The 13,919-nt window shown below is 55.5% G+C and carries 12 protein-coding genes and 2 pseudogenes; 7 read left to right on the top strand and 7 right to left on the bottom strand.

The genetic code is table 11. The features are described 5' to 3' along the window. Positions 1-21: 21 nt before the first annotated feature. Complete coding sequence (ygbI, locus tag AC3Y5R_RS10385) at positions 22-780, bottom strand: DNA-binding transcriptional repressor YgbI (protein ID WP_489921278.1); 759 nt, start codon at positions 778-780, stop codon at positions 22-24. A 212-nt stretch (positions 781-992) separates the two neighbouring features. Between ygbI and ltnD the strand changes: the two genes are divergently transcribed. From ltnD to AC3Y5R_RS10360, 5 genes and pseudogenes are all read left to right on the top strand, one after another. Next, positions 993-1,907 (top strand): L-threonate dehydrogenase, encoded by a 915-nt coding sequence (gene ltnD / locus AC3Y5R_RS10380; RefSeq protein WP_489921277.1) that lies wholly within the window; start codon positions 993-995, stop codon positions 1,905-1,907. Further along, the gene (otnK, locus tag AC3Y5R_RS10375; RefSeq protein WP_489921276.1) at positions 1,907-3,169 is read left to right on the top strand and encodes a 3-oxo-tetronate kinase; all 1,263 of its coding nucleotides are present in this window, start codon (positions 1,907-1,909) and stop codon (positions 3,167-3,169) included. Before ltnD ends, otnK begins: the two co-directional genes overlap by 1 nt. Further along, a complete protein-coding gene (gene otnC, locus AC3Y5R_RS10370; RefSeq protein WP_489921275.1) occupies positions 3,166-3,789 on the top strand; it encodes a 3-oxo-tetronate 4-phosphate decarboxylase in 624 nt (207 codons plus the stop codon). Before otnK ends, otnC begins: the two co-directional genes overlap by 4 nt. Before the next feature lie 2 nt (positions 3,790-3,791). Next, a pseudogene (gene otnI / locus AC3Y5R_RS10365) lies at positions 3,792-4,568 on the top strand (2-oxo-tetronate isomerase). 144 nt (positions 4,569-4,712) lie between these two features. After that, positions 4,713-5,856 (top strand): annotated as a pseudogene (locus tag AC3Y5R_RS10360) (GntT/GntP/DsdX family permease). A gap of 23 nt (positions 5,857-5,879) precedes the next feature. On the opposite strand, the gene AC3Y5R_RS10355 reads toward AC3Y5R_RS10360, so the two are convergent. Continuing rightward, positions 5,880-6,455 carry a TetR/AcrR family transcriptional regulator gene (locus AC3Y5R_RS10355; protein ID WP_489921274.1) on the bottom strand — a complete coding sequence of 192 codons (576 nt, stop codon included), beginning with the start codon at positions 6,453-6,455 and terminating at the stop codon, positions 5,880-5,882. A 92-nt stretch (positions 6,456-6,547) separates the two neighbouring features. On the opposite strand from AC3Y5R_RS10355, the gene AC3Y5R_RS10350 reads away from it, so the two are divergent. Continuing rightward, positions 6,548-7,411 (top strand): SDR family NAD(P)-dependent oxidoreductase, encoded by an 864-nt coding sequence (locus tag AC3Y5R_RS10350; RefSeq protein WP_489921273.1) that lies wholly within the window; start codon positions 6,548-6,550, stop codon positions 7,409-7,411. Between the two features lie 216 nt (positions 7,412-7,627). Here the strand turns inward: AC3Y5R_RS10350 and fhuE are convergent, their stop codons facing one another. Next, on the bottom strand, positions 7,628-9,847 hold the full coding sequence (fhuE, locus tag AC3Y5R_RS10345; protein WP_489921272.1) for a ferric-rhodotorulic acid/ferric-coprogen receptor FhuE: 2,220 nt from the start codon (positions 9,845-9,847) through the stop codon (positions 7,628-7,630). A 338-nt stretch (positions 9,848-10,185) separates the two neighbouring features. Beyond that, positions 10,186-11,058, bottom strand: coding sequence for a hypothetical protein (locus AC3Y5R_RS10340; RefSeq protein WP_489921271.1), 873 nt, complete (start codon positions 11,056-11,058; stop codon positions 10,186-10,188). Between the two features lie 321 nt (positions 11,059-11,379). Here AC3Y5R_RS10340 and AC3Y5R_RS10335 point away from each other — a divergent pair, with 321 nt between their 5' ends. After that, a complete protein-coding gene (locus tag AC3Y5R_RS10335) occupies positions 11,380-11,766 on the top strand; it encodes a RidA family protein (RefSeq protein WP_489921270.1) in 387 nt (128 codons plus the stop codon). 70 nt (positions 11,767-11,836) lie between these two features. Here the strand turns inward: AC3Y5R_RS10335 and AC3Y5R_RS10330 are convergent, their stop codons facing one another. From AC3Y5R_RS10330 to AC3Y5R_RS10320, 3 genes are all read right to left on the bottom strand, one after another. Further along, positions 11,837-12,394, bottom strand: a complete 558-nt coding sequence (locus AC3Y5R_RS10330) for a flavin reductase family protein (RefSeq protein WP_489921269.1) — start codon at positions 12,392-12,394, stop codon at positions 11,837-11,839. A 51-nt stretch (positions 12,395-12,445) separates the two neighbouring features. Then, the gene (locus AC3Y5R_RS10325; RefSeq protein WP_489921268.1) at positions 12,446-13,453 is read right to left on the bottom strand and encodes an aldo/keto reductase; all 1,008 of its coding nucleotides are present in this window, start codon (positions 13,451-13,453) and stop codon (positions 12,446-12,448) included. Between the two features lie 64 nt (positions 13,454-13,517). Further along, the gene (locus AC3Y5R_RS10320; protein ID WP_489921267.1) at positions 13,518-13,919 is read right to left on the bottom strand and encodes a RidA family protein; all 402 of its coding nucleotides are present in this window, start codon (positions 13,917-13,919) and stop codon (positions 13,518-13,520) included.

The following is a 13,919-nucleotide window of genomic DNA, read 5'->3' as shown; positions in this document are numbered from 1 at the left end:
TTCGGCGGATTAATGCCGCTTTCAGGCCAGTGTAATCTCGATATTCAGGACGTTCAGCTCCTGCCGCGCCGATTCTGACAGGCGAGGATCGGTGATCACACCATCAAACCGGGTGAGTGGCAGGGCCAGAAAAGTGGCAATTTTGTTGTATTTTGAGCTGTCGGCCAGCAGCACCCGCTTCCGGCTCACTTCGCTGGCGGCTCGCTTCACGGTGATCTTTTCCTCATCCGGCGTAAAAATGCCACGGGCCCCCCAGCAGGACGCGGAGATAAACGCGATGTCTACCGAAAGTCCGCGCAACGCCTGAGCCGCCGCATCGCCGACACAGGATCGATTATCGCGTAACAGGCTTCCGCCAGTGTGTACCATCCGGCATTGGCTGTTCTCGATCAGAAAGTTCGCAATAACAAAGTCGTTAGTGACCACCAGCAAATCATCCCTGACTTCCAGCGCCCGGGCCAGCGCCAGCGTGGTGGTGCCCGCATCCAGATAGATGCAGCTGTTCAGCGGAATATGCCGCGCTGCCGCTGCACCAATCGCCTGCTTCTCCTGGCTGAACATGCTGGTTTTATCGAGATGTGAAGGTTCGCTCGCCAGCCGCTCCGCCGAACGCACGCCGCCGGAAACCAGCATCACCGCATCCTGTTCCTCCAGCTTTTGCAGATCGCGGCGGATGGTCATATGGGAGACGCCCAGACGCTCAGTCAGCTCAGCAATACTCACCACGCCCTTTTCCTGTACCAGCGCTAAAATTTGTTGATGTCGTTCGACCGGGATCATGCTCTCTCCTTGTAGTAGTGGCTGACGAATCGCATCAGTGTAATGGAGCAGCCTTGTTGCCTGCAGCCATTTTTTATCACTCGTGTTAATCCTTGTGAAAAACAGATGCACCCCTGTTAATTAATGTGAGGAATATCACCAAAATGGCCGTTAAAAACGCCTATACTTCACACAACAAAACAAATAATCACTAATTTTAACACGGAGGGCGTATGTCAAACGCAACATCAGTGTCGGTCTGTGTCGTTGGCCTCGGTTCCATGGGGATGGGTGCGGCGCAATCCTGTATTAAAGCCGGGCTGAAAACCTGGGGTGTCGATTTAAACCCGCAGGCGCTGCAAACTTTGCGCGACAGCGGTGCTCAGGCTGCTGAAACCAGTGCTGCCAGCTTCGCGGCTGAACTGGATGCAGTGCTGCTGCTGGTGGTAAATGCCGCGCAGGTGAAGCAGATCCTGTTTGCTGAGAACGGACTGGCGACGCTGCTGAAGCCCGGTACGGCGGTGATGGTGTCCTCTACCATTTCTTCACAGGATGCATTACAGATTGAGCAGCAGCTGGCGGAATACCAGTTGGTGATGCTGGATGCCCCCGTCTCCGGCGGCGCGGCGAAAGCTGCCATCGGTGAGATGACGGTGATGGCCTCAGGCAGTGACCAGGCCTTTGAACTACTGCAGCCGGTGCTGAATGCGGTGGCGGGCAAAGTCTACCGCATCGGTAGCGAAATCGGCCTCGGCTCTACGGTAAAAATCATCCACCAGCTGCTGGCCGGTGTACATATTGCCGCCGGTGCAGAAGCGATAGCGCTGGCTGCCCGGGCCGGGATCCCGCTGGATACCATGTATGACGTGGTGACCAACGCCTCCGGCAACTCCTGGATGTTTGAGAACCGTATGCGCCACGTGGTTGACGGTGACTACTCGCCCAAATCCGCCGTGGATATTTTTGTGAAAGATCTCGGCCTGGTGGCTGATACGGCGAAAGCGCTGCACTTCCCGCTGCCGCTGGCCTCAACCGCCTTCAACATGTTCACCTCCGCCAGCAACGCAGGCTATGGCCGCGAAGACGACAGCGCGGTGATCAAGATTTTCAGCGGCATTACGCTGCCAGCCAGACAGGAGCGTGGATAATGCGCCTGGGAGTGATTGCCGATGATTTTACCGGCGCGACCGACATCGCCAGTTTCCTGGTGCAGAACGGCATGGCTACCGTACAGGTTAACGGCGTGCCACCGGAGCCACTGGCGCTGAATGCTGATGCAATAGTGGTCAGCCTGAAGTCGCGTTCATGCGCGCCGCAAAAGGCGGTGGCTGATTCCATGCATGCGCTGGAATGGCTGCAACAGCAGGGCTGCGAGCGCTTCTATTTTAAATATTGTTCCACCTTCGACAGCACCGTGAAAGGTAACATCGGGCCGGTAACGGACGCACTGCTGGCTGCACTGGGCGAATCGCAAACCATTATTTCCCCCTCTCTGCCGGTCAACGGTCGCACCGTTTATCAGGGTCATCTGTTTGTGATGGATCAGCTGCTGTCCGACTCGGGCATGCGTCACCATCCGGTAACGCCGATGACCGACAGCAATCTGCTGCGGCTGATGGAGGCTCAGGCTGCCGGTAAGGCAGGGCTGGTTGCCAGCCAGACCCTTGATCGGGGCGCTGCCGCCGTGCGCGAAAAAATGGCCGCGCTGGCACAGGAAGGCGTGAGCTATGTGGTGCTGGACGCACTGAATGAACAGCATCTGCTGACCCAGGGCGAAGCAGTCCGCGATCTGAAACTGGTCACCGGTGGTTCCGGGCTGGCTATCGGTCTGGCCCGCCAGTGGGCCAATACCGCGCACAACAGCGAACAGGCACAGGCTGCCGGAGCCCCTGCGGGTGAACGTGCGGTGGTACTTTCAGGCTCCTGCTCTACCATGACCAATCGTCAGGTTGCGCGCTACCGTGACCAGGCTCCGTCACTGGGGATTGACGTGGAACGCGCTCTGCAACAGCGTGAAGTCTATGCCGCCGAACTCTGTGACTGGGTGGCAGAGCACAGCACGGAGAACCTGGCACCGCTGCTGTTCGCCACTTCAGAACCGGAAAAACTTCAGCGTATTCAGCAGAAGTATGGCGCGCAGGAGAGCAGCGAAGCCGTTGAGCAGCTGTTTGCCGCCGTAGTGCGTGATCTGCAGCAGCGCGGCTGGCAGCGTTTTATCGTCGCGGGTGGTGAAACCTCCGGCGTGGTTGCGCAAACCCTTGGCATTGATGCCTTCCATATTGGTCCGGTGATTTCGCCCGGCGTCCCCTGGGTCAGAGCCGTGGCTCAGCCAGTCTCGCTGGCGCTGAAGTCCGGTAACTTTGGTGATGAAAACTTCTTTGCCCGCGCCCAGACGGAGTTTCCGCTATGACTGAACAACAAGCACGTGAAGAGATGGTCCGCCTGGGCGCGTCATTTTTCCAGCGCGGCTATGCCACCGGCTCGGCCGGTAACCTGTCGATGAAGCTCGAAGACGGCACGCTGCTGGCCACGCCCACCGGCTCCTGCCTGGGTGAACTGGTGGCTGAACGTCTGTCGAAAGTGACGCCGGAAGGCGAATGGATTGGCGGTGACAAACCGTCGAAAGAGATCAGCTTCCACCGGGCGATTTACCAGAATAACCCGGCCTGTGGGGCGATTGTGCATCTGCACTGTTTGTACCTCACCGCACTTTCCTGCCTGGAAGGGCTGGATACGCAGAACTGCATCCGCCCCTTCACCCCGTATGTGGTGATGCGCGTCGGTGATGTCCCGGTGGTTCCTTATTATCGTCCGGGAGATGACCGTCTGGGGCAGGATCTTGCCAGGCTGGCTCCGCACTATAAAGCGTTCCTGCTGGCGAACCACGGGCCGGTAGTGGTGGGGGAAACCCTGCGTGAAGCAGCTGATAACACTGAAGAACTGGAAGAGACCGCCCGGCTGATCTTCACCCTAGGCGATCGCCCGATTCGTTATCTGAATGATGACGAAGTGGCTGAATTACGGAGCTGAACATGCCTAAATTTGCTGCCAATCTTTCGACCATGTTTACCGACCTGCCGTTTCTGGCGCGCTTTGATGCCGCCGCTGAGGCTGGTTTTCGCGGCGTGGAGTTTCTTTTCCCTTACGACTACGACGCGGCAGAGCTGAAGCAGGCGCTGGTGCGTAACCATCTTGAGATGGTACTGTTCAATACCGGACCCGGCAATGTCGAAGCCGGTGAATGGGGCGTTTCCGCCATTCCGGGACGGGAAGAAGAAGCCCTGCGGGATATCGACATGGCGCTGGAATATGCCGTGGCGCTGAATTGCCCGCAGGTCCATATCATGGCCGCGACCGTCCCTGAAGGTGCGGATCGCGAGGCATACTGCCGCACCTTTATTGAGAACATCCGCTACGCCGCCGACCGCTTTGCGTCACACGGCATCCGCATTTTGCTGGAAGCGCTGAACCCGAAAACCAAACCGCGTTACCTCTACGCCAGCCAGTATCAGACGCTGGAAATGGTGAAGCGCATCGATCGTCCGGGTGTGTTCACCCAGCTCGATCTGTTCCACGCCTAGCTGGTGGACGGCAACCTCAGCCATCTGATCGGCGATTTTACCGGGCAGTATCAGCATATTCAGATCGCCTCCGCACCGGATCGTCATGAACCGGACAAGGGCGAGATCAACTACCCGTGGCTGTTCGACCCGATCGACCAAAGCGGCTATCAGGGTTGGATCGGCTGCGAATATTTCCCGCGGGCTTCAACTCTGGAAGGTCTGGACTGGTTCACTCCGTATAAATAACAGCAAGTTTTCGTGACTGACGTTGCGCGTTTCTGCGCGCAGCGACGGCTTTCTGCTGCCTGGTTCAGGCGCAGACCGGGGAATGCATTACCTATTATCTTATTGAAAACAGTGAAAAATATAAAACCCCAAGAGGCTGAACTGATGTCTACCGCCCTGCTACTTACCATCGCCGTCGCCAGCGTGCTGATTTTGCTGCTGATGGTCATCAAAGCCAAAATCCACCCTTTCGTTGCTCTGCTGGTGGTCAGCCTGCTGGTAGCGATCGCCACCGGGATCCCGGCCGACAATATTATGAAAGTGATCGTCGCCGGGATGGGCGGCCTGTTGGGATCGATAACGATCATCATCGTGCTGGGGGCCATTTATCCCGCTGATTTACGGCTTCACCAAAGTCGCCCGCGTTTCGCCGCTGAAATACGGCCTGCCAATGGCTGGCGTGATGCTGACCGTCCATGTTGCGCTGCCCACTCATCCGGGTCCGGCTGCGGCTGCCGGTCTGCTGGGTACGGATATTGGCTGGCTGATACTGCTGGGTATTGCCATCTCTATCCCGGTTGGCGTGGTGGGCTACTTTGTGGCTAAGTGGATGAACCTGCGTCAGTACCATCTGTCGCTGAACGTCCTGGAACAGCTACAGCTGGCCAAACCGGAAAACAGCCCGCGAAAAACAGGCATTAAACCGCCTGGCGCATGGCTGATCTCCTCGCTGATTGTGGTGCCAATCCTGCTGATCGTGGTGGGTACGCTGGCCCATACAGCCCTGCCCGAAGGCAATGCTATCCGCCAGTTGCTCACACTGATTGGCACCCCGGCAATTGCTCTGTTGATTGCGCTGGCCCTGTCTGCCTGGCTGCTGGGCCTGCGTCGCGGCCTGACCAAAGACAAGCTGGGCGAGCTGCTGGACCGGGCGATCCCCAGCTCTGCAGGGGTGATTCTGGTAGCGGGTGCGGGCGGTGCGTTTGGTAAAGTACTGGTGGAATCCGGCGTGGGTAAAGCGCTGGCGCTGCGCGCTTCACAGGGCTCGGCTACCGTGGCCATCCTCACCACCAGCGGACTGCTGACACAGGCCGTTACCGGGCTGAGCGATATCCAGCTGGTGCTGGTCACGCTCTCTGCCTGCTTCGGCGGACTGGGACTGTCACATGTGAACGATGCAGGTTTCTGGGTGGTGACCCGCTACCTGGGCTTGTCGGTGGCTGATGGTCTGAAAACCTGGACGGTGCTGACCACGGCGATGGGGGTTACCGGGTTCTTGCTGGTCTGGCTGGTTTCTGCGGTAGTGTGACGCTGTTGAAGGGCCAGTTCGTCTCAGGACGGGCTGGCCTGAGACGCCTGGTCGCCCGCAGCAGCGATCCAGATTTGCAGTCCGAAGGATCCGCCACTGCCTGGTTTCAACTCTCCCAGCACGCCCGCCTGCTCCAGCACACACATGCCGTGCATCAACGCCCACAATGCCACTGATGCCTCTGGTGCCTGCTTTTCCCCATACAATCGGCTCACCTGGCCGGTGACGAACCGCCAGCACTGAAGATGCATTGCATTTTCATCATCACCCTCAGCCGGAGCCGCAAGCGTCAGCGCGAAAACATGCGGACTTTCTCTGGCAAACGCCAGATACGCATCAGAAAGGGCACGTATTGCATCCGCCGGATTTTTGCCGCTGGCCGCCGCTTTCATTGCTGCCAGCATCCGCCTGCGACTCTCTTCGCCGAGGGCGCACTTCAGATCTGCAAGGTTTTGAAAGTAACGGTATAAAGCGTTAGGGGCGAGCCCAAGCTCGCTGGCAATACTGCGGATTGCCAGCGCATCGGGACCTTCTCGTTCTACCTGCAACATCGCTGCAGCAAGGATCGTCTCGCGATCGGTTTTCTTTGGAAATGCCATAGATGCACACTATACACCTTGACGGGAGTGGTGCGGAAAATGTACGTTGTACATCATAAAGGTGAACGCGGTACATTTTGGAGAATATGCCCGTGTCAAAACAAGTGGTAGTGGTAACCGGTGTCTCTTCGGGAATTGGCCTTGCCATAACCGAAGTCCTGCTGGCTAAAGATTTCGTTGTTTTTGGGTCAGTGCGAAGAAAGGAAGATGCTGACAGAATGCGGACAAAGCTGGGCGACAGTTTCATGCCCTTAATGATGGATGTCACTGATGAAATAGCCGTCGCTAAGTGTGCGCAGCAGGTCAGTACATTTTTGCAGGGCAGAACGCTGGCAGGGTTGATCAATAATGCCGGAGCCTGTAAAGCCGGGCCGTTGCTGCATCAACCCGTTGACGAGATCAGGGCACAACTGGAGACCAATCTGCTTGGCCCGGTCATCACCACTCAGGCCTTCGCCCCTTTGCTGGGGGCCGGAACGCCGGTGACAGGCAAACCCGGCCGCGTCATTAACATGAGCTCAGTGGGAGGTCGCTTCAGTGCGCCTTTTTTGGGGGCCTATGCCGCCTCTAAACACGCACTCGAAGGTGCTTCGGAATCATTACGCCGCGAACTGCAGCTGTATGGCATTGAGGTGATCCTGATTGAACCTGGCTTTGTTAATACGCCTATTCTGGATAAAGCCATACAGGAAGATTACAGCCGCTATCGGGAAACGGATTACGGGCCGATCCTCGACCGTTTTGTCAGCTGGTTTATCGGAGAAGGCCGCAAAGGGATGAAGCCTGAAGTGGTTGGCGAAGCCGTATACACGTCCCTGACTCATCAAAATCCTCAGGTCTGCTATACCTTGGTTCAGCAGAAATGGAAGAACTGGACGCTGCCCCGGCTGCTGCCGAAACGCATGGTCGATCGGGCTATTGGAAAGCAACTGGGTTTGATAAAGCGAGATATGTGATCGTATTCGTACCCGCCGCCAATCCTGCTGGTGAACTCCACTGATTGAGACCATATTGTCCTTTCGGGCCATTGAACAGAGTGGCCGTCGGAGTCATGCCATTGCATCACAATGTAATGGCATGTTCTTCAACAGGCCGCGCGCAGGATACAAGGGAATATGAGTTCTATACTACTGAGAATGCCCCGTTGCCGGGGCATTCTTACCAGAGGTGGATCAGAAGCGGTAGTTAGCGGTCACAGAGACGTTACGCGGCTCGCCGTAAACGGTGTTTCTGCCCACGTCGATGTTGTAGGTTTTATCGAACAGGTTGTTCAGGTTAGCCTGAATCGACAACTGTTTGGTCACGTTATAGCGACCGAAAAGATCAACCAGCGCATAGCTGCCCTGCTCTGCATACAGAGTGCTGGCGCCGTCCGGCCCGGCAACGTTATCCCAGGTATGCGTCTGCCAGTTAACTCCACCGCCCACGGTCAGATCCTGCAGCATCGGCAGGCGATAGCTGGTGAACAACTTCAGCGTGGTGCGTGGCTGAGTCGGGTTCAGCGCAGCGTTTTCACCGTCTTTCGCCACATAGCAGGTTGCGCCGAAGGTCATCTGCAGATTGTCAGTGACCGCCCCGTTGACTTCGAACTCAACACCCTTGCTGACCGTGCCATCCTGCTCATAATAGGCGTAGTCGTTGCTGCCCGGCACCAGCGCATAATCCGTAGCACCCAGATGATCCTGCTCGATACGGAACACGGCTAATGAAGCTGTCACACGACTGTTGTTCCAGTCACCTTTGATCCCGGTCTCGTAGCTTTTTCCGGTAACCGGAGAGAGATATGCGCCGCTGGCATTACGATAAGTCTGCGGCTTGAAGATCGAGGTGTGGCTGGCGTAAGCAGAATAGGTATCGTTGATGTCATACACCAGGCCCGCGTAAGGCGTGATGTTGTTCTTCTCCATATTCTGCGTCAGCGTGTTAGCCCGATACTGGGTATAACGCGCACCGAGGATCATATGCAACGGATCGGCCAGTGAAATACGGGTCGCCATATAGGCCGATTTCTGACGGATGGTGTTGTCCTGAGACAACGCCTGGTCGTCCCAGTCCGGTTCCGGATAGTTACCCCAGTTATTAAAATCACCCACATCAGCCGAGGTGAAGCTGGTTGACGAACTTAAATAGCGGTCATGCTGGCGAATGTAAGTCACCCCGGCCATCAACTGGTGCTCACGTCCGAACAGCTCAAACGGCCCGGTGACATAGGAATCAACAGAGTCCTCTTTACGCTTCGCAGTGTTGTAACCGGTGCCGCCTAACAGGTCGTAGCCCGCATAAGGCCCGACGCCAATCCCGGTGGTTTTATCGAAGTATCCGTCGATATACAGCAGCTTACTGTCCATGGTCGCTTCAGTATGGGAGCCGCTGAGGTTGAACTGCCAGCCGTTGCTGAAATCCTGTTTCAGCTTAGCGAAGACTTTCTTAGAATCGCTGTTGTTATAGGCCCAGTCAGGAGAAAGATTGGTACTGCGATCGTAATTGGTTTTACTGCCATCGAGGTAGAAGGTTGGCAGGCCGCCCCAGGTCGCACCCTGAATATTGGTTTCTTCGTAGTCATAGCCCAGCGAGAGGGTCGTGGAGTCGGTCAGATCGGCATCCACCACGCCATAAAGGAATTTTTTCTGGGTATGGTAGTGATCCAGCCAGCTGTCACCATCCTGGTAACCGGCCACCACGCGGCCACGCACATTCCCAGACTCTGTCAGCGGAGCTGAAAGGTCGGCAACATAACGCTGATTATCCCAGCTACCGTAGCTGGCAGAGAGATCGCCTTTAAATTCTTTGCTGTCGGCCTGCTTGCGCACCATATTGATCGAGGCCGCCGGGCTGCCCGCACCGGTCATTAAACCGGTCGCGCCGCGAACCACATCAACCCGATCGTAAATTGCCGTATCAGAAAGGGTATCACCAATGTTCCACTGCGAATCGATCAGCACTGGCACACCATCAATCTGATAGTTATCAATCATAAAGCCGCGAGAGTAGAAGTTACTGCGGTTCGCTCCCGAGTTAAATTCGCTGATCCCTGTGGTGTTTTTCAACACATCGTTCAGGGTGTCGAGTTTCTGATCTTCCATGCGCTGTTTAGTGATGACGCTGATTGACTGAGGCGTATCACGAGCGGTCAGCGCCATTTTGATCGCGGCGCTGGTCACCGGGACGCTGTAGTCCGTGTTTTGCGTGCTGGAAGCCGTGTCAGTCGTGGCATTCACCACCAGGTTCTGTTCTTTTTGAGCGGTGTCCGTGGTGGTGTCAGCAGCAGCGGTCGGCACATGCAATTCTGTGGCGATAACCACGGCCAGCAAAGAGAGTAACGGAGCAGCCATTCTGGCGGAAGAGGAGTGACCAGTACGATTTTCCCGGGAAAGAGAAGGAGCAAAAAACATTATTTACCCTCAAGAGATTTTATTTTTAGATCAGCAGGTTGCAAAGAGAGAACATCTCTTCACATCAAAAAGCGAATGAGAAGTATAATCATTTAGATTGGCAATGCAAAATAAGGTTTTGAACTTTCAGGAAGTACTGTTGTCTCGCAACACCTGATGGCCTGTGAATGGAATTAATGCAATATTTTAAATCGCCTGTTGAATAACAGGCAGTCATTACAATGGGTCATTATCAAATATAAGAGATAATAAACTTAAGAAGAGAGAGAGATAATCATCACCACAGGTGATTGTTTCATCAGGTTTTATCCTGCCAGCGGGAAGCGGCCTGGCGCTTCTCAGTACAGGCTGACCATACCGCTGAGAGCGATCACCGCCCGATTGTGTTTTATCAGCTGATATAAATTTTCTGAGCCGGCCGTTTTCCAGGTGAAAGCACCCGCAGATGTCTTGCTGACAATCAGTAAATCCGCGCGGTGGGGACTGACCAGATTAGCGTACTCCACAGCCTGATAGCGGAGTGCATATTTTTCTTCCAGTAAATCGATTTTCCACTGTATCACGCTGTTTAATTCTTCGGTGATATCTTTCTCCTGCTTTTCCCCCTCGCTCATACCGGCGACTTTTTTCAACAGTGTCGCGAGTTCAACCACTTTGCCATATTCAGCATTTTGCCAGCTGTTAAGATGCGTTTTGTTATAAACCACGTTGTCATAATCGCCGTCAGATTTATTGATCTGATCATAAGCGGCTAACCGCTCTGCGGAAGTAAAGGCTCCGCTGCGATTGTAAGCGATCAGTGAGGCCGTTTTGCGGCACAGCCCGGTAAAAGGGTTTCTGACTGCTTTTCCCCGATAGCTGGCTCTGATGTATTCTGCCGCCTGACTGGCCAGCTCGGCGCGACCAGCGTCAGGAGAGAGCGGCCGGTCAGATAAAAATACCGCATTCACATCCGCGCGGCTGGAGTAGAGGGCAATCAACTGACACAAACTTTGGGTATTATTACTGCCAATGCTGTTAACGGACTGAAGTTTTATTTTCGCTAACAATACCGAATTACGATAATTGTACGAGAGAGAGCCACTCTTTGCTGCTGACTTGCGTAAATCTGCCTGGTGTTCTGCCCGGGAGCGCTTCACAAGGTCATTGATAACATTCACACTATAGGGAGTAGTTTCCATACCTGGGGTAAGAACGCAGCTGTCCGTCATAGCCTTTTCCATCTTCTGTCTGCGGGGCGCCGGAATATTGCTCTGGCAATGGCTTTTTAATATTATCGGATATTCAAACTTATCGGCCCGAAAGACATTTCCTTTAATGTGTACTTATTATCAAATGGGCACGAATATTTCAGTCAACTCTCACCCTGATATTTCTTAATATTTCCCTGGCTTGCTTATTTCCACCGTGGTGACCGAAACGGCGTTGCCCATCCGGCAACGTGGCGTAGCCAAAATGCGTGTACGGCAGAATGCCGCTGAGTGCTAACATTTTATGACGTTATGACCAACATGCCACCATTGAGGAACGCCATGAGTGTGATCAATCCTGAAGGGCTGAAAGCCAGAAGCTATTACAACCATATTAAAATCAGGCCCGGCACGCCGGTCTTTCCCACCGGCCAGGTGGCGTGGAATGAAGACGGCAATGTGGTGGGAACAGGTGATATGAAAAAGCAGGTTGAGCAGGTTTACGCCAATATCGACAGGCTGCTGGCAGGATTAGGGGTAACCCGTGACGCGATTGTCAGAACAACTACCTACGTCACTGACCTCGCGCTGGTGCCGGAAATTCATCCCGTCCGTCAGCGTTTCTTTGCCGGACTTGAGTTACCCGCCAGTACGTTGTTCGAGATCTCTGCGCTGGCCGAGCCGGAGCTGATGCTGGAGATTGATCTGGTGGTGATGATGCCGCTGTGAAGCGGCATTTTATTCTCTGATGTCATCAGCGAGGCGTTTCACCACCCGGCGAAGCGCCTGCCAATCCACTTCAGGCGTCAGATGCCGTCAGTTCGCTGAGATGATGGAAGCGACGATCCATATAGAGTAACGGAGCAGCATTGGCGCGGGGGTGCACCACACCCGTCACTTCGCCGAGGAATATCCCGTGCGAGTGCCAGTCCACAATCTTCGCCAGACGGCAGTCGAAAGAGACCAGCGCCTCCGCACAGACCGGCGAGCCGCTGGCCGAGGTCATCCAGTCACCGCTTTTAAAGCGCTCAGCACGACGTGAAGCACTGCTGAAAATCTCCACCAGCGACACGGCTTCTCTGCTCAGCACGTTGACGCAGAAATGGCCAGTTTGCTGGAGTGTCTCAAACATTGAGGCATTGCGGTTAACGCACACCAGCAGCGTTGGCGGTTCAGCACTGACCGAGGTCACGGCAGTGGCAATCATCCCGCCAGGTTCGTTGTTGCTGCTGGCGGTTATCAGGCAAACTCCCGCAGCGAACAGCCGCATCCCGCCACGGTAAGCATCAGCAATAATTGCTGCTTCATCAGCAAGGGCATTAAAAGGAACGGCAGTTGTTTTAATCGACTCTGTCATGGGCAAACCTGTATGGGTTGTGGCCGTTGCTGGCCTGGTATTATTCAGCAATTACACGCGGACAATGCGGCCTTCAATGGGATGATGCGGATCGACCGGACCAAGGCTGGAACCTTTGCCAGGCGACACAAGCTGATCGCAAAACGCTTCATCTTCGGCGGTCCAGGGGCAATCCAGAGCATCAACCGCATCCTGCCACTGCTCAAACGTACGTGGACCTGCCAGCGTACTGGTCACCAGCGAGTTACGCATCACCCACATCTGCGCCAGATGCGCCGGTTTACGTCCTGTCCGCTCAGCATAAGCAGCCAGTGCGCTCGCCACCTGCAGGGATTCCGGTCGCCATTCGGCTTCCAGCATGCGCGGATCGGCACGCCCTGCCCGGCTGTTGCTGTCTGGCGCCACGTCCTGACGATACTTGCCGGTAAGGATGCCGCGTGCCAGCGGGCTGTAGCAGACAGTGCCTGCACCGAAGTAAGCCGCAGAAGGCAGGATTTCAACTTCCGCCTCGCGGTTGACCAGGTTGTAGAGAGGCTGCGTTGCTACCGGCCCGGCAATTCCCGCTTCACGGGCCAGGCGCACCGTTTCCGCCAGCCGCCACGCTTTAAAATTGGACACGGCAAAGTAACCGATTTTCCCTTCCCGGATTAAATCAGCAAACGCCAGCACCATCTCTTCCAGCGGGGCGTTGAAATCCGCTTTGTGCATATAGAGGATATCGACGTAGTCCGTGCCCAACCGCATCAGAGAGCCGTGCGCAGCTTCCCGGATCCACTTTCGTGACATGCCGCGCTGGTTCGGGCCTTCGCCCATCGGATTCCCCACTTTGGTCGCCAGTACCCAGCGATCGCGCTCTTCAGCAATCGCCCGGCCCACCACATGTTCCGACTCGCCTTTGTTATACATGTCAGCGGTATCAAGGAAATTGACCCCGCAGTCCCGCGCAGCGGCGATAATGCTGCGCGAAGTCGCCTCGTCGGTGGCACCACCGAACATCATAGTGCCCAGGCAGAGCTCTGATACTTTCAGGCCACTGCGACCCATATAACGATATTGCATCTGAAACGTCCTCTGATTGCTGCAGCGGAGCAGACCCGGTGCCTGCCCCTGATTATCCGGCCGATCAGGCTGGAATGACTGCCGTTGAGGCGATCTCCACCAGGAACTCCGGCCGTACCATTTCCAGCTTCACGCAGAAGCGGGCTGGCAGGATCGCCGGGAAGTAGGTCACGTAGATCTCGTTGAATTTATGGTAGTCATCGAGGTTGCGCAGGAAGATCTGGTTCATCACCACGTGATCCATGCTGCTGCCAGCGGATTCCAGCACCACTTTGATGCTGTCGAGAACGCGGCGCGTCTGCACTTCAATATCGCCCGTGCCGACAATGCTGCCATCGACAGGATCGGTGGAAAGCATGCCCGCGACGTAGACGTGGTTGCCTGCTTTCACCCCCCAGTTGAGGTGGTTGAGGCCGGTCGCCGTTTTGCCAATGATCCAACCTTCGGGATTGATTGCCTGATTCAT

The organism is Erwinia sp. 009765445, assembly GCF_058137865.1.
Note: the sequence above shows the minus strand (reverse complement) of the source record. Positions and strands in the feature narration are given on the sequence as shown.